The 21811-nt window shown below is 64.8% G+C and carries 21 protein-coding genes; 14 read left to right on the top strand and 7 right to left on the bottom strand.

Going from position 1 to position 21811, the window contains the following annotated elements; genetic code table 11:
* Positions 1–123 precede the first annotated feature (123 nt).
* The 6 genes from gcvH to AC3WL2_RS15425 all read left to right on the top strand — a co-directional run bounded on the left by gcvH (position 124) and on the right by AC3WL2_RS15425 (position 7180).
* Positions 124–507 carry a glycine cleavage system protein GcvH gene (gene gcvH, locus AC3WL2_RS15400; RefSeq protein ID WP_102682962.1) on the top strand — a complete coding sequence of 128 codons (384 nt, stop codon included), beginning with the start codon at positions 124–126 and terminating at the stop codon, positions 505–507.
* A 9-nt stretch (positions 508–516) separates the two neighbouring features.
* Positions 517–3372 carry an aminomethyl-transferring glycine dehydrogenase gene (gene gcvP, locus AC3WL2_RS15405; RefSeq protein ID WP_102682963.1) on the top strand — a complete coding sequence of 952 codons (2856 nt, stop codon included), beginning with the start codon at positions 517–519 and terminating at the stop codon, positions 3370–3372.
* 140 nt (positions 3373–3512) lie between these two features.
* Complete coding sequence (locus AC3WL2_RS15410) at positions 3513–4889, top strand: L-serine ammonia-lyase (RefSeq protein ID WP_102682964.1); 1377 nt, start codon at positions 3513–3515, stop codon at positions 4887–4889.
* Positions 4890–4915: 26 nt separating this feature from the next.
* Positions 4916–6037 carry a glycine cleavage system aminomethyltransferase GcvT gene (gcvT, locus tag AC3WL2_RS15415; protein ID WP_102682965.1) on the top strand — a complete coding sequence of 374 codons (1122 nt, stop codon included), beginning with the start codon at positions 4916–4918 and terminating at the stop codon, positions 6035–6037.
* A gap of 348 nt (positions 6038–6385) precedes the next feature.
* Positions 6386–6598, top strand: coding sequence for a cold-shock protein (locus tag AC3WL2_RS15420; RefSeq protein WP_046854299.1), 213 nt, complete (start codon positions 6386–6388; stop codon positions 6596–6598).
* A gap of 93 nt (positions 6599–6691) precedes the next feature.
* Positions 6692–7180 (top strand): RDD family protein, encoded by a 489-nt coding sequence (locus AC3WL2_RS15425; RefSeq protein WP_046854298.1) that lies wholly within the window; start codon positions 6692–6694, stop codon positions 7178–7180.
* Positions 7181–7260: 80 nt separating this feature from the next.
* Here AC3WL2_RS15425 and lptG read toward each other — a convergent pair whose 3' ends face one another.
* Together lptG and lptF are read right to left on the bottom strand one after the other, a co-directional pair.
* A complete protein-coding gene (lptG, locus tag AC3WL2_RS15430; protein ID WP_023632477.1) occupies positions 7261–8322 on the bottom strand; it encodes an LPS export ABC transporter permease LptG in 1062 nt (353 codons plus the stop codon).
* Positions 8315–9430 (bottom strand): LPS export ABC transporter permease LptF, encoded by a 1116-nt coding sequence (gene lptF / locus AC3WL2_RS15435; RefSeq protein ID WP_102682966.1) that lies wholly within the window; start codon positions 9428–9430, stop codon positions 8315–8317. Before lptF ends, lptG begins: the two co-directional genes overlap by 8 nt.
* 294 nt (positions 9431–9724) lie before the next feature.
* On the opposite strand from lptF, the gene AC3WL2_RS15440 reads away from it, so the two are divergent.
* From AC3WL2_RS15440 to rlmF, 5 genes are all read left to right on the top strand, one after another.
* A complete protein-coding gene (locus AC3WL2_RS15440; RefSeq protein ID WP_102682968.1) occupies positions 9725–11218 on the top strand; it encodes a leucyl aminopeptidase in 1494 nt (497 codons plus the stop codon).
* A gap of 48 nt (positions 11219–11266) precedes the next feature.
* Positions 11267–11695 carry a DNA polymerase III subunit chi gene (locus tag AC3WL2_RS15445; protein WP_102682976.1) on the top strand — a complete coding sequence of 143 codons (429 nt, stop codon included), beginning with the start codon at positions 11267–11269 and terminating at the stop codon, positions 11693–11695.
* Positions 11696–11700: 5 nt separating this feature from the next.
* Positions 11701–12075: a DNA polymerase III subunit chi gene (locus AC3WL2_RS15450; protein WP_102682969.1), complete on the top strand. Its 375-nt coding sequence runs from the start codon at positions 11701–11703 to the stop codon at positions 12073–12075.
* Positions 12076–12203: 128 nt separating this feature from the next.
* Positions 12204–15050 carry a valine--tRNA ligase gene (locus AC3WL2_RS15455; RefSeq protein WP_102682970.1) on the top strand — a complete coding sequence of 949 codons (2847 nt, stop codon included), beginning with the start codon at positions 12204–12206 and terminating at the stop codon, positions 15048–15050.
* A 119-nt stretch (positions 15051–15169) separates the two neighbouring features.
* Positions 15170–16120, top strand: a complete 951-nt coding sequence (gene rlmF / locus AC3WL2_RS15460) for a 23S rRNA (adenine(1618)-N(6))-methyltransferase RlmF (RefSeq protein WP_102685469.1) — start codon at positions 15170–15172, stop codon at positions 16118–16120.
* 47 nt (positions 16121–16167) lie between these two features.
* Here the strand turns inward: rlmF and AC3WL2_RS15465 are convergent, their stop codons facing one another.
* On the bottom strand, positions 16168–16449 hold the full coding sequence (locus AC3WL2_RS15465; protein ID WP_004882926.1) for an HU family DNA-binding protein: 282 nt from the start codon (positions 16447–16449) through the stop codon (positions 16168–16170).
* A gap of 392 nt (positions 16450–16841) precedes the next feature.
* On the opposite strand from AC3WL2_RS15465, the gene yejK reads away from it, so the two are divergent.
* From yejK to AC3WL2_RS15480, 3 genes are all read left to right on the top strand, one after another.
* Positions 16842–17849 carry a nucleoid-associated protein YejK gene (gene yejK, locus AC3WL2_RS15470; RefSeq protein WP_046854292.1) on the top strand — a complete coding sequence of 336 codons (1008 nt, stop codon included), beginning with the start codon at positions 16842–16844 and terminating at the stop codon, positions 17847–17849.
* A 353-nt stretch (positions 17850–18202) separates the two neighbouring features.
* Positions 18203–18445, top strand: a complete 243-nt coding sequence (locus tag AC3WL2_RS15475; RefSeq protein WP_046854291.1) for a hypothetical protein — start codon at positions 18203–18205, stop codon at positions 18443–18445.
* Positions 18446–18564: 119 nt separating this feature from the next.
* Positions 18565–18828 (top strand): DUF3077 domain-containing protein, encoded by a 264-nt coding sequence (locus AC3WL2_RS15480; RefSeq protein WP_102685470.1) that lies wholly within the window; start codon positions 18565–18567, stop codon positions 18826–18828.
* 57 nt (positions 18829–18885) lie between these two features.
* On the opposite strand, the gene AC3WL2_RS15485 is transcribed toward AC3WL2_RS15480, so the two are convergent.
* The 4 genes from AC3WL2_RS15485 to AC3WL2_RS15500 all read right to left on the bottom strand — a co-directional run bounded on the left by AC3WL2_RS15485 (position 18886) and on the right by AC3WL2_RS15500 (position 21753).
* Positions 18886–19182 (bottom strand): GIY-YIG nuclease family protein, encoded by a 297-nt coding sequence (locus AC3WL2_RS15485; RefSeq protein WP_102685471.1) that lies wholly within the window; start codon positions 19180–19182, stop codon positions 18886–18888.
* 43 nt (positions 19183–19225) lie between these two features.
* Complete coding sequence (locus tag AC3WL2_RS15490; protein ID WP_102685472.1) at positions 19226–19696, bottom strand: nuclear transport factor 2 family protein; 471 nt, start codon at positions 19694–19696, stop codon at positions 19226–19228.
* 115 nt (positions 19697–19811) lie between these two features.
* On the bottom strand, positions 19812–21092 hold the full coding sequence (locus AC3WL2_RS15495) for a CynX/NimT family MFS transporter (RefSeq protein ID WP_102685473.1): 1281 nt from the start codon (positions 21090–21092) through the stop codon (positions 19812–19814).
* Between the two features lie 13 nt (positions 21093–21105).
* Entirely contained in the window at positions 21106–21753 is a 648-nt protein-coding gene (locus AC3WL2_RS15500; RefSeq protein ID WP_250888372.1) for a FadR/GntR family transcriptional regulator, read from the bottom strand.
* Between the last annotated feature and the right edge of the window lie 58 nt (positions 21754–21811).

Consider the following 21811-nt stretch of genomic DNA (forward strand, 5'->3'; position numbering starts at 1 on the left):
TCACAAACTAACTAATTGATTTATAAGGATTTTTAAGACTGGCCGTATTATTGCTAAGGGAATTCCAACCTTAAGAGCGCGGAACCTACCGCGCCCAACGCCCCTGCTTCCCGAGGAATTCCCATGAGCGAGTTGCGTTTCACCGAAGATCACGAATGGCTGCGCGTCGAAGCCGATGGCAGCGTCACCGTGGGCATCACCGCCTACGCCCAGAACGCCTTGGGTGATGTGGTCTATGTGCAACTGCCGGAGCTGCAGCAGTACGACAAGGGCGCCGAAGCCTCCACCGTGGAGTCGGTCAAGGCCGCCAGCGGCGTATACATGCCACTGACCGGTGAAGTGGTCGCGGTCAACGAAGGCCTCAACGATAGCCCCGAGCTGGTCAACGAAGACCCGCTGGGCGAAGGCTGGTTCTTCCGCTTCAAGCCTGCCGACATGGCTGAAGTCGAAGCCCTGCTCGACCAGAATGCCTACGACCGCCTGCTCAAAGCCAACGACGACGCCTGAGGAATCACCATGACCATCAACCTCGGCACCGCCAACGAATTCATCGCCCGCCACATCGGCCCACGCGCCGCTGACGAGCAGGCCATGCTCACGACCCTGGGCTTCGACTCGCTGGAAGCCATGACCGCCGCGGTCATCCCCGACAGCATCAAGGGCACTAGCGTGCTGGGCAGCCACGACGGGCAGAGCGAGGCCGATGCCCTCGCCGCATTGAAAGCCATCGCCGGCAAGAACCAGCTGTTCAAGAGCTACATCGGCCAGGGGTACTACAACACCCACACCCCGGCACCGATCCTGCGCAACCTGCTGGAGAACCCGGCCTGGTACACCGCCTACACCCCGTACCAGCCGGAGATTTCCCAAGGCCGCCTGGAAGCGCTGCTGAACTTCCAGACCCTGATCAGCGACCTCACCGGCCTGCCGATCGCCAACGCCTCCCTGCTCGACGAAGCCACCGCCGCCGCAGAAGCCATGACCTTCTGCAAGCGCCTGTCGAAGAACAAGGCCAGCCATGCCTTCTTCGCCTCCGTGCACTGCCACCCGCAGACCCTCGACGTGCTGCGCACCCGCGCAGAACCCCTGGGCATCGAGGTGGTGGTGGGCGACGAGCGCGAACTGGGCGACGTCAGCGCCTTCTTTGGCGCCCTGCTGCAGTACCCGGCCAGCAACGGTGACGTGTTCGACTACCGCGAGGTGGTGCAGCGCTTGCACGGCGCAGGCGCCCTGGTGGCCGTGGCCGCCGACCTGCTGGCCCTGACCCTGCTCACCCCGCCGGGCGAGTTCGACGCCGACGTGGCCATCGGCAGCGCCCAGCGCTTCGGCGTGCCGCTGGGCTTCGGTGGCCCGCACGCGGCCTACTTCGCCACCCGCGACGCCTTCAAGCGCGACATGCCGGGCCGTCTGGTCGGGGTATCGATCGACCGCTTCGGCAAGCCAGCCCTGCGCTTGGCCATGCAGACCCGCGAGCAGCACATCCGCCGCGAGAAGGCCACCAGCAACATCTGCACCGCCCAGGTGCTGCTGGCCAACATCGCCAGCATGTACGCCGTGTACCACGGCCCTGCCGGCCTCAAGCGCATTGCCGAGCGCACCCATGCGCTGACCGCGATCCTCGCTACCGGCCTGATCAAGCTGGGCATCAAGGTCGTCACCGGTGATTTCTTCGACACCCTGACCCTGGCCACCGGTGACAGCACCGGCGCGCTGCACGACAAGGCCCGCGCCCAGGGCATCAACCTGCGCCAGGTCGACGCCGCCCAGCTGGGCCTGTCGCTGGACGAAACCAGCACCCAGGCCGATGTCGAGGCCCTGTGGCAGCTGTTCGCCAACGGCCAGGCCAGCCCTGACTTCACCGCCCTGGCCAACACGGTCGCCGTGCGCCTGCCGGCCGGCCTGCTGCGCCAGTCGGCGATCCTCGAGCACCCGGTGTTCAACCGCTACCACAGCGAAACCGAGCTGATGCGCTACCTGCGCCGCCTGGCCGACAAGGACCTGGCCCTGGATCGCAGCATGATCCCGCTGGGCTCGTGCACCATGAAGCTCAACGCCGCCAGCGAGATGATCCCGGTGACCTGGGCCGAGTTCGGCAACCTGCACCCGTTCGCCCCGGCCGCGCAAAGCCAGGGCTACCTGCAGATGACCAGCGAGCTGGAAGCCATGCTCTGCGCCGCCACCGGCTATGACGCCGTGTCGCTGCAGCCCAACGCCGGTTCCCAAGGCGAGTACGCAGGCCTCCTGGCGATCCGCGCCTACCACCGCAGCCGTGGCGACAGCCACCGCGACATCTGCCTGATCCCGTCCTCGGCCCACGGCACCAACCCGGCCACCGCGCACATGGCCGGCATGCGCGTGGTGGTGACCGCCTGCGACGCACGCGGCAACGTCGATATCGACGACCTGCGCGCCAAGGCCATCGAACACCGCGAACGCCTGGCAGCGATCATGATCACCTACCCGTCGACCCACGGCGTGTTCGAGGAAGCCATCGGCGAGATCTGCGCGATCATCCACGACAACGGCGGCCAGGTGTACATCGACGGCGCCAACATGAACGCCATGGTCGGCCTGTGCGCCCCCGGCAAGTTCGGCGGCGACGTCTCGCACCTGAACCTGCACAAGACCTTCTGCATCCCCCACGGCGGTGGCGGCCCGGGCGTCGGCCCGATCGGCGTCAAGGCGCACCTGGCGCCGTTCCTGCCGGGCCATGCCCAGCTGGAAAACACCCAGGGCGCGGTATGCGCCGCACCGTTCGGCAGCGCCAGCATCCTGCCGATCACCTGGATGTACATTCGCATGATGGGTGGCGCGGGCCTCAAGCGCGCCTCGCAGATGGCGATCCTCAACGCCAACTACATCGCCCGCCGCCTGGAAGAGCACTATCCTGTGCTGTACACCGGCGGCAACGGCCTGGTGGCGCACGAGTGCATCCTCGACCTGCGTCCGCTCAAGGACACCAGCGGCATCAGTGTCGACGATGTCGCCAAGCGCCTGATCGACTTCGGCTTCCATGCCCCGACCATGTCCTTCCCGGTGGCCGGCACGCTGATGATCGAACCGACCGAAAGCGAGTCGAAAGAGGAACTGGATCGCTTCTGCAACGCCATGATCCAGATCCGTGAAGAGATTCGCGCGGTCGAGAACGGCAGCCTGGACAAGGACGACAACCCGCTGAAGAACGCCCCGCACACCGCGGCGGAGCTGGCCGGCGAATGGGTCCATGGCTACAGCCGCGAGCAGGCGGTGTACCCACTGCCGAGCCTGGTGGAAGGCAAGTATTGGCCGCCGGTTGGCCGGGTCGACAACGTGTTCGGCGACCGCAACCTGGTCTGCGCCTGCCCGTCGATCGAGAGCTACCAGGACGTCTGATCGGGTGGGGCCGCTGCGCGCCCCATCGCCGGCAAGCCGGCTCCCACAGGTTCAGCGCTAATCTGTGGGAGCCGGCTTGCCGGCGATGGGCTGCGTAGCAGCCCCAATGGGCTTACTGGCCATCATCAGGAGGAAGCAGCATGTCTTTGAGCGTCTTCGACCTGTTCAAGATCGGCATCGGCCCCTCCAGCTCGCACACGGTCGGCCCGATGCGTGCCGCCGCGCGCTTCGCCGAAGGCTTGCGTCGTGATGGCCTGCTGGCCAGCACGGCCACGGTCAAGGCCGAGCTGTATGGCTCGCTCGGTGCCACCGGCAAGGGCCACGGCAGCGACAAGGCCGTGCTGCTTGGCCTGGAAGGCGAGCATCCGGACACCGTCGATACCGAAGCCATCCCCGCACGCCTGCAAGCCATTCGTGAAAGCGGTCGGCTCAGCCTGCTCGGTGAGCACGACATCGCCTTCGTCGAAAAGCAGCACCTGGCGATGATCCGCAAACCGCTGGCCTACCACCCCAACGGCATGATCTTCCGCGCCTTCGATGCCGCCGGCCTGCAGATCCGCAGCCGCGAGTACTACTCGGTGGGCGGTGGCTTCGTGGTCGACGAGGATGCGGCGGGCCATGACCGCATCGTCGAGGACAGCACCGTACTGCCCTACCCTTTCAAGACCGGCAAGGAATTGCTCGGCCACTGCACCGCGCAGCACCTGCCGTTCAGCCAGGTGATGCTGGCCAACGAGGCCGCCTGGCGCCCCGAAGCCGAGACCCGTGCCGGCTTGCTGCGCATCTGGCAGGTGATGCAGGACTGTGTGGAGGCCGGTTGCCGGCACGAAGGCATCCTGCCTGGCGGGCTGAAGGTCAAGCGCCGGGCTCCGGCGTTGTACCGCCAGCTCAGCCGGCATCCGGAAGCCAGCCTGCGTGATGCGCTGTCGGTGCTCGACTGGGTCAACCTGTACGCCCTGGCGGTGAACGAGGAAAACGCCTACGGCGGTCGCGTGGTCACGGCACCGACCAATGGCGCGGCCGGCATTGTCCCCGCGGTGCTGCACTACTACATGCGCTTCGTGCCCGGCGCCAACGAGGACGGGGTGGTGCGCTTCCTGCTCACTGCCGCGGCGATCGGCATTCTCTACAAGGAGAACGCATCGATCTCCGGGGCCGAGGTGGGCTGCCAGGGGGAGGTCGGCGTGGCCTGCTCCATGGCCGCAGGCGCCCTGTGCGAAGTGATGGGCGGTACCCCGCAGCAAGTGGAGAACGCCGCCGAGATCGGCATGGAACACAACCTGGGCCTGACCTGCGACCCCATTGGCGGGCTGGTCCAGGTGCCCTGCATCGAGCGCAACGCCATGGGCTCGGTAAAGGCGATCAACGCGGTGCGCATGGCCCTGCGCGGCGACGGGCAGCACTACGTTTCCCTCGACAAGGTCATCCGTACCATGCGCCAGACCGGCGCCGACATGAAAAGCAAATACAAAGAGACCGCCCGCGGCGGTCTGGCCGTCAACATCATCGAATGTTGACCCGAATAAAAACCGAGGAGTCACCGATGTCCGAAACACTGCACAAGACCCCGCTGCACGCCCTGCACCTGGAACTGGGCGCGCGCATGGTGCCGTTCGCCGGCTACGACATGCCCGTGCAATACCCCTTGGGCGTGCTCAAGGAGCACCTGCACACCCGCGAGCAGGCCGGCCTGTTCGACGTTTCGCACATGGGCCAGATCATCCTGCGCGGCAACGACGCCGCCAAGGCCCTGGAAACCCTGGTGCCGGTGGACATCATCGACCTGCCGGTAGGCATGCAGCGCTATGCCATGTTCACCAATGCCGAGGGCGGCATTCTCGACGACCTGATGGTCGCCAACCTCGGCAACGACACCCTGTTCCTGGTGGTGAACGCCGCCTGCAAGGACCAAGACCTGGCCCACCTGCGCCAGCACATCGGCAGCCGCTGCGAGATCCAGCCGCTGTTCGAGGAACGCGCCCTGCTGGCCCTGCAAGGCCCGGCTGCGGTCAAGGTGCTGGAGCGCCTGGCACCTGCGGTGTCGAAGATGACATTCATGCAGTTCCAGCCTGTTCAACTGCTCGGTGCCGACTGCTATGTCAGCCGCTCGGGCTACACCGGTGAGGACGGATTCGAGATCTCCGTGCCGGCCGACAAGGCCGAAGCGCTGGCGCGCGGTCTGCTGGCCGAGCCAGAGGTACAGCCAATCGGCCTTGGCGCACGCGACTCACTGCGCCTGGAAGCCGGCCTGTGCCTGTACGGTCACGACATGGACACCACCACCACGCCGATCGAGGCCAGCCTGCTGTGGGCCATTTCCAAGGTGCGTCGGGCCGACGGCGCGCGTGCCGGTGGTTTCCCGGGCGCCGAGACCGTGTTTGCCCAGCAACAGGCAGGCGTGGCACGCAAGCGTGTCGGCCTGCTGCCCCAGGAGCGCACCCCGGTGCGTGAAGGCGCGCAGATCGTCGACGCGGCAGGCAAGGTGGTCGGCGAGGTGTGCAGCGGCGGCTTCGGCCCGACGCTCGGCGCGCCGGTCACAATGGGCTATGTCGATAACGAACACGCCACCCTGGACACTGCGCTGTTTGCAATGGTGCGCGGCAAGCAAGTTGCCATGAAAGTCAGCAAAATGCCTTTCGTGGCGCAACGTTACTACCGTGGCTGAATGAGTGGGTTGGACGGGTTCGACATATTCGTTTTCGAACCTGTCCAATAACTTCTGAACATAGCGCCAGGCCAGGCGCCACGGCGTTTCCGACAAATCGTTCGGTGATCGGGAAAAGCCTGATTTTCACCCGTCGCGAGGGCTTGTTTTTCGTTCGGCAGTTGGCGTAGAGTCACTGCACTGTGTTTGCATGGGTCGCAACAGTTCGTGACCTGGGCCAGTAGCCGCAATCTGCTACAACCCGTTCGACGTCTCTTACTTTCCTGCAACCCAGCCCAGTAGTCTTTCACTTACAAAAAGTGTGAAAGAAACTGTCATCAATATTTAAGCTTCATAGGAAATAAGACAATGGCTGAGCGTCAGAACGGTACCGTCAAGTGGTTCAATGACGAAAAAGGTTACGGCTTCATCACCCCAGAAAGCGGTCCGGATCTGTTCGTGCACTTCCGCGCCATCCAAGGCAACGGCTTCAAGAGCCTGAAAGAAGGCCAGAAAGTGACCTTCGTGGCCGTCCAGGGCCAGAAAGGCATGCAGGCTGACGAAGTCCAGGCCGAAGGCTGATCTTCCGATAAAAAGCCCCTGTGTTGACGCACAGGGGCTTTTTTGTGCGCGCAATTCCATAGAATGGGCCTTTGCCATCTGGAGCTGTCATGCATGTCCAAGCCATTGCTCAACCCCCAGGGTGATTTCCCGCCGGTCGGCCTGGGCCGTCGCCTGGCCGCGATGTTCTACGACTTCCTGCTGTGCACTGCCCTGCTGATAGTGACTGCCGGCGCGTACAAGATGATCCAGATGGCGATCATCGGCGAGGCGCGCATGCGCGAGCTGACCGAGGCCGGCGCCCTGGACGGCGACCCACTGCTGTCGACGATCCTGCTGTTCGCCCTGTTCGGCTTCTTCGCCAAGTTCTGGACCCATGGCGGCCAGACCCTCGGCATGCAGGTGTGGGGCATGCGCGTGCAGAACGCCGATGGCAGCGCCATCAGCCTCTGGCAGGCGTTGCTGCGTTTCGTGGTGTCGATCGCGTCGTGGCTGTGCCTGGGGCTGGGTTTCATCTGGTCGTTGTTCGACAAACGTAAACGCAGCTGGCACGACATCTATTCCGAGACCCAGCTGGTACGCCTGCCCAAGCGCAAGAAGTGAGCTGCGCGGGCATCAGGCTTGCGAAAAGCACCCGCAAAAAAGCCGACCCAAGGGTCGGCTTCTTTATGCAGCTCAGGCCATCAACCCGCCCGGCGCATCAACCACAAGCCCGCCAGCGCACAGATGCCGGCCGGGATCACCACCGCCAGCAACGGCGGGAAGCCAAACACCTGGCTCGATGGGCCCAACAGCTCCCCGGCAATGCGGAACACGAAGCCCACCAGCACACCAGTGAACACGCGCTGGCCCAGGGTGACCGAACGCAGCGGACCGAAGATGAACGAAATCGCCATCAGCACCAGTGCTGCGGTGACCACTGGCTGCAGGACCTTGGTCCAGAACGCCAGCCAGTAGCGCGCGTTGTTCAGCCCCTGATCGGACAGGTAGTGGATGTAGTCCCACAGCCCGGTGATCGACAGCGACTCCGGTGCCAGCACCACGGTGTTGAGCAGCTCAGGGGTCACCGACACGTCCCACACCTCTTCGGGGCTCTTGACCACTTCGGTATGGTCACCGCGGAAGTAGGTGGTGGCCACGTCGTTGAGCATCCATTTGCCATCGACGTACTGCGCCCGGCGGGCGAAGCTGGAGGTCTGGATCTTGCGCTCGCTGTCGAACCGGTAGCGGGTCACACCCAGCAGCAGGCCATTGGGCTGCACCGAGTTGATGTGCACGAATTCCTCGCCCTGGCGGTGCCACATGCCGCGCTTGGAGCTTTGCGCCTCGCCTCCGCCCTGGGCCAGCGAACGGTCAGCCTGGGCCTTGTTCTCGGTCACCGGGGCCACGTATTCGCCGATCAGCAAGCCGACCAGCATCAGCACCAGCATCGGCTTCATCACCGCCCAGACGATGCGACCGATGGACACGCCGGCGGCGCGCATGATGGTCAGCTCGCTGCTGCTGGCCAGGCTGCCCAGGCCGATCAGGCAGCCGATCAGCGCCGCCATCGGCAGCATGTCGTAGAGCCGGCGCGGCGCGGTGAGCAGCACGAAGCTGCTGGCGTCCATGACCGTGTAGGTGTCGCTCAGGTCGCCCATCTCATCGATGAAGGCGAACAACGAGGCCAGGCCGAGGATGATGCCCAGCACGGCGAGAATGGCCAGCAGCACGCTCTGGCCGATGTAGCGATCCAGTTTAACCACGGGCCACCTCCGCACGGCGAGCGGCGCGCTTGAGACGCAGCGGCTCCCAGTACATCAGCGCCAGGCCGATGAGCAGGAACAGGCCATGGACCCACCAGATACCCAGCGAGAGAGGCAACTTGCCCTTCTCCAGGGCGCCACGCACGGAAATCAGCATTGTCAGATAGGCCATGTACAGGAGAATCGCCGGCAGCAGCTTGAGGAAGCGGCCCTGGCGCGGGTTGACGCGCGACAGCGGCACCGCCAGCAAGGTGACCACGAACACCAGCAGCGGCAACGACAGGCGCCATTGCAGCTCGGCACGCTCACGCAGCCCCTGATGCCCGAACAGGTCGGAGGTCGGGATGGCCTCGCGCTCGGTCACCTCCTCGGCGACCTCCGGCTTTGGCAGTAGCACGCCATAGGTGTCGTACTTGATGGCACGGTAGTCGGCCTGGCCGGGATTGCCGTCGTAGCGGTAACCGTTCTGCAGCACCAGGTAGCGGTTGCCGTCGGCCTGCACTTCCTGGTGGCCCTTCTCGGCGACCAGGACCGAAGGCGCGCGGTCCTTGGTCTTGTCCTGGTTGAAGCGCTTCTCGGAGATGAACACGCCCGCCAGGTTGATACGGTCATCGGACAGCTGCTCGGTGTAGGTCACCCGCGAGCCATCGCGCAGGGTCTGGAAACGGCCCGGCACCAGGGTGTCGAACTCGGTCAGGGTGTCTTGCTGGGCGATGATCTTCTGCACCTGGGCAACCCCCAGGGGGGCCAGGCTCAGGCTCAGCCAGGCCACCAGCAAGGCGACCAGTGCCGCCGGCACCATGGTCACGGCCAGCAGGCGCTGCTGGCTCATGCCAGTGGCCGAGAGCACGGTCATCTCGCTTTCGAGATACAACCGGCCATAGGCAAGCAGAATACCGAGGAACAGCCCCAGCGGCAGGATCAGTTGCAGGAAGCCCGGCAGGCGGAACCCCATGATCATGAACAGCACGCCCGGGTCGAGCATGCCTTGGGCCGCCTGGGCCAGGTACTTGATGAAGCGCCCGCTCATGATGATCACCAGCAGCACAGCGCTGACGGCGCTCAAGGTCACAAGGACCTCGCGGGACAGATAACGAAAGACGATCAAACCAGACACTCCTGGGTTGTCAGGGGCTCAAAGCCAGACGAACGATTCGGACAGCCAAGACCAATGCCGGTTCGCCAAGGCGAACCTCCATGTAAAAGTGCGCGCATTATCCTGTGATTGACGGCGCCTGTCACTTGGCCGCGCAGCATGGCACATATCGGGGTTGTCATCGTGGTCGCGGCGGGCTCAAACTGGCAGCTTTTCCGCTGACAGGCAGCGCCCGTCAGCCGCGAATTCCGAGCGCCTGCGAAAGACAGCGCCCACTGACAGACAGATCATTCGGGGACCCCAGACATGGAATTGGTTGTAAAAAGCGTAGCCGCTGTATCCGTCAAGACCGCGACGTTGGTCGTACCCGTCGGTGAAGGCCGCAAGCTCGGCGCCACCGCCAAGGCCGTCGACCAGGCCACCGAAGGCGCCATCAGCGCGCTGCTCAAGCGCGGCGACCTGGCCGGCAAGCCGGGCCAGACCCTGCTCCTGCACAGCCTGCCGGGCCTGAAGGCCGAGCGCGTGCTGCTGGTCGGCAGCGGCAAGGACGAAGCCCTCGGCGACCGCGCCTGGCGCAAGCTGGTGGCCAGCATCGCCGGCGTGCTCAAAGGCCTGGGTGGCGGCGACGCCGTGCTGGCCCTGGACGACATCGCCGTTACCGGCCGCGATGGCCACTACGGCAAATACCGCCTGCTGGCCGAGACCCTGCTCGACGGCAACTACGTGTTCGACCGTTACAAGAGCCAGAAGGCCGAACCGCGCGCCCTGAAGAAAGTCACCCTGCTCACCGCCAAGGCCGGCCAGCCCGAAGCCGAGCGCGCCGTCAAGCATGCCAGCGCCATCGCCACCGGCATGGCCTTCACCCGCGACCTGGGCAACCTGCCGCCGAATGTCTGCCACCCGAGCTTCCTCGCCGAACAGGCCAAGGACCTGGGCAAGGCGCACAAGGGCCTCAAGGTCGAGGTGCTGGACGAGAAGAAGATCAAGGACCTGGGCATGGGCGCGTTCTACGCCGTGGGCCAGGGCAGCGACCAGCCACCGCGGCTGATCGTGCTCAACTACCAGGGCGGCAAGAAGAGCGAAAAACCGTTCGTGCTGGTCGGCAAGGGCATCACCTTCGACACCGGCGGCATCAGCCTCAAACCCGGTGCCGGCATGGACGAGATGAAGTACGACATGTGCGGCGCCGCCAGCGTGTTCGGCACCCTGCGCGCCGTGCTCGAGCTGCAGCTGCCGATCAACCTGGTGTGCCTGCTGGCCTGCGCCGAGAACATGCCGAGCGGCGGCGCCACCCGCCCCGGCGACATCGTCACCACCATGAGCGGGCAGACCGTCGAGATCCTCAATACCGACGCCGAAGGCCGTCTGGTGCTGTGCGACACCCTCACCTACGCCGAACGCTTCAAGCCGCAGGCGGTGATCGACATCGCCACCCTGACCGGCGCCTGCATCGTCGCCCTGGGCAGCCACACCTCCGGCCTGATGGGCAATGACGACGCGCTGGTCGGCCAACTGCTCGATGCAGGCAAGCGCGCCGACGACCGCGCCTGGCAACTGCCGCTGTTCGATGAGTACCAGGAGCAGCTGGACAGCCCGTTCGCCGACATCGCCAACATCGGTGGCCCGAAGGCCGGCACCATCACCGCCGGCTGCTTCCTGTCGCGCTTCGCCAAGGCCTACCACTGGGCGCACCTGGACATCGCCGGCACCGCCTGGATCAGCGGCGGCAAGGACAAGGGCGCCTCGGGCCGCCCGGTACCGCTGCTCACCCAGTACCTGCTGGACCGCGCCGGCGCCTGATGGCGCATGGCCGGTGGCGCCCCCGCGCCACCGGCCGGCACTGAAACCATGAGCAAAGTCGATTTCTACATCCTGCCCAGCGACTCGCTGTCGGTGCGCCTGGATTTCGCCTGCAAGCTGTGCGAAAAGGCCTGGCGCCTCGGCCACCGGGTCTATCTGCACTGCCAGGACGAGGCGCAGCGCAGCGAACTCGACCTGCGCCTGTGGCAGTTCAAGGGCGAGGCCTTCTTGCCCCACGACCATGCCGAACAGCACCCGGACGCCGTTGTCGCGCTGGGTGTCGGCGCCGATGCTGGCCAACACCGTGACCTGCTGATCAACCTGGGCGGCGACGTCCCGGCCTTCGTCGGCCAGTTCGAACGGGTTGCCGAAATCGTCGTCGAGGAGCCGGCCATCCGCCTGGCCGCTCGTGAACGGTTCCGTTTCTACCGCGAACAGGGCTATGCTCTGCAAGACCACCGCTTACAGCGACTCTGACGACGATGGACAAGCAGCTGAACTCCCTCACCCATTCCGCCCACCTGCTCGACGACCTGGAGTCGATCCGCGAGCTGCTGGGCGACGCCGACCTGCAACCGCCCCTGCTCACCGAAACCGTGGAGCAGATCCCCCTGCTGCTCGACGAGCCGAGCGCCACAGCGCCCGTCGCCGCCGCAGCGCCGGCACCGACTCCGGCACCTGAAGAGGATGCCCAGACCCGCCGACAGGACACCTTGCTGCACCTGGACGCCGAACTGCGCGCCGCGGCGCAGTCGATCATGCAAGACGTGATCAACGACTTCACCCCGCACATCGAGACCGAGATCAAGCGCCGCCTCGACGCGCGGCTGGAGCGGTTGCTCAAGCGTTCCGAGTAACCCTTCGTCCGCATCGCGGGGCAAGCCCGCTCCCACCAGCGGGCTTGCCCGCTACACCTGTCTTGAAACGCGCAGCTTGGTTATACTTCCCGGCTTTCCCGAATTAATGCCTAAGGGTCCCGCCGCGCATGGATAAGACCTACCAGCCGCACGCCATCGAAACTTCCTGGTACAACACCTGGGAGTCCGAGAACTATTTCGCCCCACAAGGTGCAGGCGAGTCCTACACCATCATGATCCCGCCGCCGAACGTGACCGGCAGCCTGCACATGGGCCACGGCTTCAACAACGCGATCATGGACGCCCTGATCCGTTTCCGCCGCATGCAAGGGCGCGACACCCTGTGGCAGCCGGGCACCGACCACGCCGGTATCGCCACCCAGATGCTGGTCGAGCGCCAGCTCGAGGCCAAGGGCCAGAACCGCCATGACCTGGGTCGTGAGCAATTCCTGGAGAAAGTCTGGGAGTGGAAGGACCAGTCGGGCGGCAACATCAGCCGCCAGATCCGCCGCCTGGGCTCGTCGGTGGACTGGAGCCGCGAGCGCTTCACCATGGACGACGGCCTGTCCGAGGCGGTCAAGGAAGCCTTCGTGCGCCTGCACGAAGACGGCCTGATCTACCGCGGCAAGCGCCTGGTCAACTGGGACACCAAGCTGCACACGGCGATCTCCGACCTCGAAGTGGAAAACCACGACGAGAAGGGCCACCTGTGGAACCTGCGCTATCCGCTGGCCGACGGCGCCAAGACCGCCGACGGCAAGGACCACCTGGTGGTTGCCACCACCCGTCCGGAAACCCTGCTCGGCGACGTCGCCGTTGCCGTCAATCCGACCGACGAGCGCTACCAGGCCCTGATCGGCAAGTTCGTCAAACTGCCGCTGGTCGGCCGCCTCATCCCGATCGTCGCCGATGACTACTGCGACCCCGAATTCGGCACCGGCTGCGTAAAGATCACCCCGGCCCACGACTTCAACGACTACGAAGTGGGCAAGCGCCACAACCTGCCGCTGCTGAACATCTTCGACAAGAACGCCACCGTGCTGGCTGCGGTGCAGGCGTTCAACCTCGATGGCAGCGTCAACGAGCAGCTCGACACCTCGCTGCCAGCCCAGTACGCCGGCCTCGACCGCTTCGTCGCGCGCAAGCAGATGGTTGCCGACCTGGACGCCCAAGGCCTGCTGGTCAGCATCGACGACCACGCCCTGAAGGTGCCGAAAGGCGACCGCTCCGGCACCGTCATCGAGCCATGGCTGACCGACCAGTGGTACGTCTCCACCAAGCCGCTGGCCGAGCCTGCCATCGCCGCCGTCGAAGACGGCCGCATCCAGTTCGTGCCCAAGCAGTACGAGAACATGTACTTCTCCTGGATGCGCGACATCCAGGACTGGTGCATCAGCCGCCAGCTGTGGTGGGGCCACCGCATCCCGGCCTGGTACGACGAGGCCGGCCAGGTCTATGTTGGCCGCGACGAGGCCGAAGTGCGCGCCAAGCACAACCTGGGCAGCGATGTGAAGCTGCGCCAGGACGACGACGTGCTCGACACCTGGTTCAGCTCGGGCCTGTGGACCTTCTCCACCCTGGGCTGGCCGGAACAGACCGAGTTCCTGAAGAAGTTCCACTCCACCGACGTGCTGGTCACAGGCTTTGACATCATCTTCTTCTGGGTCGCCCGGATGATCATGCTGACCATGCACCTGATCAAGAACGAGGACGGCACCCCGCAGGTACCGTTCAAGACCGTCTACGTGCACGGCCTGGTGCGTGATGGCCAGGGGCAGAAGATGTCCAAGTCCAAGGGCAACGTCCTCGACCCGCTGGACATCGTCGACGGCATCACCCTCGACGCCCTGCTGGAAAAACGCACCAGCGGCATGATGCAGCCCAAGCTCGCCGAGAAGATCGCCAAGCAGACCAAGGCCGAGTTCCCCGAAGGCATCGCCAGCTACGGCACCGACGCCCTGCGCTTCACCTTCTGCTCGCTGGCTTCCACCGGTCGTGACATCAAGTTCGACATGGGCCGCGTCGAAGGCTACCGCAACTTCTGCAACAAGATCTGGAACGCCGCCCGCTACGTGCTGGACAAGGGCGAGGACTGCGGCCAGAACGGCGAGGCCTACGAGCTGTCGCTGGCCGACCGCTGGATCATCTCGCAGCTGCAGCGTACCGAAGCCGAGGTGACCCGCCAGCTCGAGCAGTTCCGCTTCGACCTGGCCAGCCAGGCGCTGTACGAGTTCATCTGGAACCAGTACTGCGACTGGTACCTGGAGCTGTCCAAGCCGGTGCTGTGGGACGAGAACGCCCCGGTCGAGCGCGCCCGTGGCACCCGTCGCACCCTGGTGCGCGTGCTGGAAGTGGCGCTGCGCCTGGCCCACCCGTTCATGCCGTTCATCACCGAAGAGATCTGGCAGCGCATCGCGCCGCTGGCCGGCATCGACGGCAAGACCATCATGCTGCAGCCATGGCCTGAAGCGAACGAGAGCCGCATCGACGCCGCCGCCGAAGGCGACATCGAGTGGCTCAAGGAACTGATGGTCGGCCTGCGCAACATCCGCGCCGAGATGAACATCGGCCCGGGCAAGCCGCTGCCGCTGTTCCTGAAAAACGCCAACGCCGACGACCAGCGTCGTCTGCAGGAAAACGAAGCGCTGCTGAAGAAGCTGGCCAAGGTCGAGTCGTTCACCGTGCTCGGCGAGCAGGACGAAGCACCGCTGTCGGCCACCGCCCTGGTGGGTGACCTGCAAGTGCTGGTGCCGATGGCCGGTCTGATCGACAAGGACGCCGAGCTTGCGCGCCTGAGCAAGGAGATCCAGCGCTTGCAAGGTGAAGTCCAGCGCGTCGGCGGCAAGCTGTCCAACGCCGCCTTCGTCGACAAGGCCCCGCCTGCGGTGATCGAGAAGGAACGCGCCAAGCTGGCCGAATCGGAGCAGGCCCTGGCCAACTTCACCGAACAGCATGCGCGGATTGCTGCGCTGTAATTCAAACGTGAAGCCATAGGGGGCTGCTTCGCAGCCCATCGCCGGCAAGCCGGCTCCCACAGGTACTGCACTATCCTGTGGGAGCCGGCTTGCCGGCGATGCTTTTTCAGGACCCCACCATGACCCAGAAACCCACCCTGCATCCGCGCAACCGCCACCAGGGCCGCTACGACTTCCCCGCCCTGATCAAGGCGCATCCGGACCTGGCCCGCTTCACCATCACCAACCCCTACGGCAAACCCAGCATCGACTTCGCCAACCCTGAAGCCGTGCGGGTGTTCAACCGCGCCCTGCTCAAGGCCCAGTACGGCATCCAGCACTGGGACATCCCCGCCGACTACCTGTGCCCGCCGATCCCCGGCCGCGCCGACTACATCCATGTGCTGGCCGACCTGCTGGGCGAAGACAACGGCGGCGAAATCCCCCGCGGCGCCCAGGTGCACGCCCTGGATATCGGCGTCGGCGCCAACTGCATCTACCCCCTGCTCGGGCACAGCGACTACCGCTGGCGCTTCACCGGCTCCGACATCGACAGCGTGGCACTGGCCTCGGCCAAGGCCATCGTCCAGGCCAACAAGCTCGACAAGGCCATCGGCCTGCGCCTGCAAGCGGATCGCAAGCACATCCTCAGCGGCCTGCTGCAGGCCGACGAGCGCTTCGACCTGACCCTGTGCAACCCGCCCTTCCACGCCTCGCGCGAGGAAGCGACCCGCGGCAGCCAGCGCAAATGGAAGAACCTCGGCAAGCAGGACCCCAAGCGCAAGCTGCCGGTGCTGAATTTCGGCGGGCAGAACAATGAGCTGTGGTGCGAAGGTGGCGAGATCCGCTTCGTCGCCCAGTTGGTCGCCGAAAGCGCGCAGTACGCGGCCCAGGTGCTGTGGTTCACCAGCCTGGTGTCCAAGGCCAGCAACCTGCCGGGTATCGAGGCAGCCTTGAAAAAGGCCGGGGTGAAGGCCCTGCGCATCATCGAGATGGGCCAGGGGCAGAAGCAGAGCCGCATGGTCGCCTGGAGCTTCCAGGACGATGGCGCACGCCAGCAATGGCACGCCTTGCGTAAATCACGGGCATGAAAAAACCGCGCCCGGGCAAGCCGGGCGCGGTTTCGTCAAATCAACAATTACTTGTTGATCGAGTCGGTCAGCACTTTGGCTGGAACGAACTTGACGACTTTCTTGGCAGCGATTTCGATGGCAGCGCCAGTCGAAGGGTTGCGGCCGGTACGGGCAGGACGCTCGGTGACTTTCAGTTTGCCGATGCCTGGCAGGGTGATTTCGGCGCCGTTTTCCAGTTGGTCGGCGACGATCTGGCCCAGTTGCTCCAGGGCGTTACGCGCGGTGGTTTTCGGCGCGTCGATGGCTTCAGCGATATCGGCAATCAGTTGGTCTTTGGTCAGTGCCATGGTGGTGTTCCTTCCCTATCAAATTCAGTGGTTGTGCAGCGTGCTTGGTCGGTGGTCGGGCCAGCCCGGGACAATCCAGAGGCCGCGTCGATCGCGTATGTAGATACGCAAATCGGCGTTTGGTTCGACACCGCGCAAGCGATCTGCCAGCAATGCGCCACCCAAGGGGCGCAAGACCGCGCAAAGCTACCACAGGAATCGATAAATATCCGCTGCCGACCGCGTTTTTGTTCAGGTTTTTCGGGGGTTTTCAGAAAAATCGCAAATATTTGAACAAAAAACGAACAACCGACATATACGCCAACATCTGGCCACTGCACCACCCTCGCCCTGGGTTAAACTGAACGCCTTTTGCAGCGCGGCTTTTCACCGCTCCTATCACCGAGAATTCCATGCCAATCCGTCATTGCATCGTTCACCTGATCGACAAGAAGCCCGATGGCAGCCCCGCCGTGCTCCATGCTCGCGACAGCGAACTGGCGGCCTCCGACGCCATCGAGAACCTGCTGGCCGACCTCAACGACAGCTACAACGCCAAGCAAGGCAAAGCCTGGGGCTTCTTCCACGGCGAGTCCGGGGCCTATCCGTTCAGCGGCTGGCTCAAGCAGTACCAGGACGAGGAGAAAGATTTCGCCACCTTCAGCCGCGTGGCCGTCGAGCACCTGCAGAAGCTGATGGAAGAGTCCAACCTGTCCACCGGCGGCCACGTGTTGTTCGCCCATTACCAGCAAGGCATGACCGAATACCTGGCCATCGCCCTGCTGCACCACAGTGAAGGCGTGGCCGTGAACGCCGAACTCGATGTCACGCCGTCGCGTCACCTGGACCTGGGCCAGCTACACCTGGCGGCGCGGGTCAACCTGTCCGAGTGGAAGAACAACCAGAACTCCAAGCAGTACATCTCGTTCATCAAGGGCAAGAACGGCAAGAAAGTCTCGGATTACTTCCGCGATTTCATCGGCTGCCAGGAAGGCGTGGATGGCCCGGGCGAGACCCGCACCCTGCTCAAGGCCTTCAGCGACTTTGTCGAGAAAGAGGACCTGCCGGAAGAATCCGCCCGCGAGAAGACCCAGACCCTGGTCGACTACGCCACCACCCAGACCAAGCTGGGCGAGCCGGTAACGCTGGAAGAGCTCTCCAGCCTGATCGACGAAGACCGCCCCGAGGCGTTCTTCGACCATATCCGCAACAGCGACTATGGGCTGTCGCCGGAGATCCCGGCCGACAAACGCACCCTCAACCAGTTCCGCCGCTTCACCGGGCGTGCCGAGGGGTTGTCGATCAGCTTCGAGGCGCACCTGCTCGGCTCGAAGGTCGAGTATGACGAAGAAGCTGGGACGCTGGTCATCAAAGGCCTGCCGACCCAGCTGATCGATCAGCTGAAACGGCGCAAGGACTGACAGGGTCGGGGGCGCATTGCGCCCTCCGGCGACCTGGGACAGATCGTCTGTTTATAAGACTTTCCCCATTCCCTGTAGTCCATTTCCCAAACATACTTCCAACCCCTTTCAAGCCATTGCGGTGCTCTGGGTTGGCCTCTAGTCTCGGACGGTCGCTGCACATTCAGCGACCGGCTTTGACAGGCCGCTCCGAACAAAACCGCATGGCGCTGCTTTATGGCGGCTGTGCGTGGGGCACCTCGTGTGCGCCGGTTTCTGGTCTTGTTCACCGGTCTGTCAACCCATGTACAGCTGCCACCTTCTTGTTTGACAGCAACCGGTGGTGGTCCCTATCCACGAACAGGACCTTGACCATGCTTAAGATCGTTCCCGATCCACCCCACAACCCTCATTCCCTTGAAGACACCCTCATCCAGGCCACCGAGTACGCCCTGTGCGCCTTGACCGTGGCCCATCATGCCGTGCAGCTAAAACCCAGGTCGCCGGCTGCCGTGCTGATGATGGCGTCGATGCATGAGATGGAGTCGCTGCGTGTGTTGCTCGAAGCGGCGTTGATCCAGGTACAGATGCCGGCGCAAGCGCCAACGTTGCATTAAGCCCAATCGCGGGGCAAGCCCGCTCACACGCAGCCAAGTACTGCGAAGTCCTGGCGTGGGAGCGGGCTTGCCCCGCGATGGCGCCCGCACAGGCACCGACCATTTCAGGGAGAACAACCATGACCACAGACAACACCCCCACCACCGCCGGCAAGACCAAGTTCTACCAGGGCGAAGGCATGACCGACCCGCTGTTCTGCATCGAGCCCGGCATCCCCTGCCAGCACGCCCGCGACCAGGCCTCGGAACTGATGGGCTGCGTACGCGACCTGACCATCACCGGGATCATGGAAGAAAAGCCCCAGCTGCTCTGGGCGTCGTATTACCTGAGCGCCCTGGCCAAGGCGCTGATGGATGATGCCGAACTCGGCATGAAGCACTAGAAATATCGCGAGGCTATGCGGCGCCAAGGGTATGCATGGCCAAGGCGCCGCAACGTGTCATGGGGCCGTGGCGACACCAATATAGGAGGCCACCAACGCCTCCTTCGCCGCCTTGCGCAGCTTCTTCACCAAACGCTCCTGGCGCAGCGCCTCGCCTTTGTCCGGCCACTGCTCCACATACACCAGCGCCTGCGCCGGGCTGGTCTTGAAATACCGCGCGCCCTGCCCTTTCTGGTGCTTGATGAAGCGCCGCTGCGGATCGTCGCTGATACCGCAGTACAGCGAGCCATTGGCGGCACGCACCAGATAGACGTACCAGGGTTTGCAGTCGGGGGAAGGCGCTGTTTCGCTCACGGCTCGGTTCGGTGCAACGGAAGAAGGCCGCCAGCTTAACGCCTCAGCGCGCCTGCTGGAATGCGCGAAGCCCCTTGAACGCCTGCTGGCGCACCTTGTTCTGCACCATCGGCGACCAGCCCAGCAGCACGCCCGGCATGCCCAGGGCCTGCCGCGACCAGCGCCACAGGTCGAAGGTATCGTCGTGCTGGCAGATCAGCCCGTCACGGATCACGAAGCGCGCCTGGATATCGTTGACCACCACCCGCCCGGTCTGGCTGAACAGATAGGTTGCCACCCAATGCGCGCCGCCGCCGCGTTCGTCACTGCGCACATTGTCGAAGGTCAGGGTGAAATCCTTGGCGCGGCGGGTGAGCATGCGCCACATGTCCCCGGCATCCTGCCCGCGCAAGGTGCCGAAGACCGGATCGCTGAAAACGATGTCGTCGCTGTAGCAGGCCACCATGGCCTCGGCGTCCAGGCGCTGGAAGGCCTGGTAGAAACGGGTGATCAGGGCGCTGTTGGCATCGCTCATTGGCGGTTATCCGTGCTTGGGCTCGAGAAGCGCAAGATAGTCCGGGCCCGGCTTTGGCGCCACAGCCATTTGCGCCATGAATGGTGCCGAAGCCCGAACCAGCTGCCAGCAGACCTCAGACCCGCTCGCTGACCACACCCACATGCAACGCACGCCCGGCACCCAGCCCGAACGCAATGGCGCCGATCCCCAGTACCGCGAAGATCCAGCCCACCGCGCCCCAGCCCCCGGTCAGGTCATGCACCAGCCCCACCGCGAACGGCCCCATGGAGGCCAGGGTGTAGCCGACCCCCTGGGCCATGCTCGAAAGATTGGCCGCCACATGGGCGTCCTTGGAGCGCAGCACGATCAAGGTCAACGCCAGGGCAAAGGTGCCGCCCTGGCCCAGCCCCAACAGGATCGCCCAGCCCCACAGCCCTTCCAGCGGCGCGTACAGGCAGCCGAACAGCCCGCCCAGGGTCACCAGCATCACCACCACGATGGCCAGGCGCTGATCCTTGCCGCGCGTCGCCAGCCATGGCGCGCTCAGCGAACTGACCAGTTGCACGATCACCGAGCCGGACAGCACCAGCCCTGCCTCGGTGGGGCTCAGCCCACGGCCGATCAGGATCGACGGCAACCAGCCGAACACGATGTAGGCCAGCGACGACTGCAGGCCCATGTACAGTGTCACCTGCCATGCCAGCGGATCACGCCACAAGCCTTGCACCCGGTAAGCCACCTTGTGCACGCCATGCCCCTGGTGGGACTGGGGTAGCCACACCAGCATCGCCAGCAACGCCGGCAGCACCCAGAAGCCCAGCCCCAGCGCCCAGCTGTCATCGAAGTGGCGGGTCAAGGGCACCGTGGCACCCGCGGCCATTGCCGCGCCCAGGCACAGCGCCATGGTGTAGACGCCGGTCAGGGTGCCTGCATGTTGTGGGAAATCGCGCTTGACGATGCCAGGCAGCAGCACGCCGATGATGCCGATGCTCGCACCCGCCATCAGGCTGCCGAGGAACACGCCGGTGGCCCCCAGGGCACTGCGCACCAGGATGCCCAGCGCCAGGGTCAGCAAGATGCCGAGGATGACCCGTTCGCTGCCGAAGCGTCGTGCCAGGATCGGCGCCAGCGGCGCGAAAAGCCCCAGGCACAGCACCGGCAAGGTGGTCAGCAGCCCCGCCTGCGATGCACTGAGCCCCAGCCCTTCGGACACCTGCCCAAGTACGGGCGACATGCTCGACAGCGCCGGGCGCAGGTTCAGCGCCACCAGCACCAGGCCCAGCAGCAACAGCCAGGGCCGGCGCAGCACCACGGGCTGTTGCTGGACTTGCTCATCGTCGGCCTCGGCGTCGATCAGCAGTTCTTCGAGGTCCGCCTCGCGGGGCGCGGTGTTGCGGGTCAGTTGTTCGGCCATGGCCTTCTCGTGGTCAGGATTCGATAAGGGTCCGGCTCAGGTGCTTGGCCCGCTCCGGATCGCGTTGTTCGAGGGCGTCGAGGATCTGCCCGTGCAGGTCGAACACGGCCTGGCAACGGGGGACGGTCGTCATGTTGTGCTGCAGGGCCGCGCCGACCACGCCGGAAAAGTAGCGGTACAGCTCGCTCAAAGCGGGGTTGTGGGCGGCATCCACCAGGCGCTGGTGGAAGACCAGGTCGCATTCGACATAGGCATCCACATCGCCGTGGTAGTGCTGCGCGCTGTGTTGCAGGGCTTCGCGCAGCGCCTGCAGGTCGGCGTCGGTGCGGCGCGACGCGGCCAGGCCGATGGCTTGTGTTTCAAGAATATGGCGGGTCTCGCGGGCGTGTTCGACGGCGCAGCGCGACATCACCTGCACAGCCTGCAGCGGGTCCACGGCGGTGCGCAGGTAGCTGCCGTCGCCCTGGCGGATTTCCACCAGGCCGCTGAAAGCCAGAACGCGCATGGCCTCACGCACGGTGTTGCGGCTTATGCCCAGGTCGCTGGCCAGCTCTGGTTCGGTGGGCAGGCGCTGGCCTACTGACCAGGTGCCCTGAGCGATGCGCGCGCGGAGCTGGTCTACGGCTTGTTCTACCAGGCTGCGTTTGATGAGCGGGGTCACGGGGGGCTTACGTCCAGTCATCGGATGAATTGCTTGACGATAGCGGGTTGGTGGGGGT

Source organism: Pseudomonas sp. FW305-96 (genome assembly GCF_058783825.1).

What these genes read in the sequence shown, in the direction of transcription:
- gcvH (WP_102682962.1), top strand. Translation starts at nt 124, where the DNA reads ATGAGCGAGTTGCGTTTCACCGAAGATCACGAATGGCTGCGCGTCGAA.
- gcvP (WP_102682963.1), top strand. Translation starts at nt 517, where the DNA reads ATGACCATCAACCTCGGCACCGCCAACGAATTCATCGCCCGCCACATC.
- AC3WL2_RS15410 (WP_102682964.1), top strand. Translation starts at nt 3,513, where the DNA reads ATGTCTTTGAGCGTCTTCGACCTGTTCAAGATCGGCATCGGCCCCTCC.
- gcvT (WP_102682965.1), top strand. Translation starts at nt 4,916, where the DNA reads ATGTCCGAAACACTGCACAAGACCCCGCTGCACGCCCTGCACCTGGAA.
- AC3WL2_RS15420 (WP_046854299.1), top strand. Translation starts at nt 6,386, where the DNA reads ATGGCTGAGCGTCAGAACGGTACCGTCAAGTGGTTCAATGACGAAAAA.
- AC3WL2_RS15425 (WP_046854298.1), top strand. Translation starts at nt 6,692, where the DNA reads ATGTCCAAGCCATTGCTCAACCCCCAGGGTGATTTCCCGCCGGTCGGC.
- AC3WL2_RS15440 (WP_102682968.1), top strand. Translation starts at nt 9,725, where the DNA reads ATGGAATTGGTTGTAAAAAGCGTAGCCGCTGTATCCGTCAAGACCGCG.
- AC3WL2_RS15445 (WP_102682976.1), top strand. Translation starts at nt 11,267, where the DNA reads ATGAGCAAAGTCGATTTCTACATCCTGCCCAGCGACTCGCTGTCGGTG.
- AC3WL2_RS15450 (WP_102682969.1), top strand. Translation starts at nt 11,701, where the DNA reads ATGGACAAGCAGCTGAACTCCCTCACCCATTCCGCCCACCTGCTCGAC.
- AC3WL2_RS15455 (WP_102682970.1), top strand. Translation starts at nt 12,204, where the DNA reads ATGGATAAGACCTACCAGCCGCACGCCATCGAAACTTCCTGGTACAAC.
- rlmF (WP_102685469.1), top strand. Translation starts at nt 15,170, where the DNA reads ATGACCCAGAAACCCACCCTGCATCCGCGCAACCGCCACCAGGGCCGC.
- AC3WL2_RS15465 (WP_004882926.1), bottom strand. Translation starts at nt 16,449, where the DNA reads ATGGCACTGACCAAAGACCAACTGATTGCCGATATCGCTGAAGCCATC.
- yejK (WP_046854292.1), top strand. Translation starts at nt 16,842, where the DNA reads ATGCCAATCCGTCATTGCATCGTTCACCTGATCGACAAGAAGCCCGAT.
- AC3WL2_RS15475 (WP_046854291.1), top strand. Translation starts at nt 18,203, where the DNA reads ATGCTTAAGATCGTTCCCGATCCACCCCACAACCCTCATTCCCTTGAA.
- AC3WL2_RS15480 (WP_102685470.1), top strand. Translation starts at nt 18,565, where the DNA reads ATGACCACAGACAACACCCCCACCACCGCCGGCAAGACCAAGTTCTAC.
- AC3WL2_RS15490 (WP_102685472.1), bottom strand. Translation starts at nt 19,696, where the DNA reads ATGAGCGATGCCAACAGCGCCCTGATCACCCGTTTCTACCAGGCCTTC.
- AC3WL2_RS15495 (WP_102685473.1), bottom strand. Translation starts at nt 21,092, where the DNA reads ATGGCCGAACAACTGACCCGCAACACCGCGCCCCGCGAGGCGGACCTC.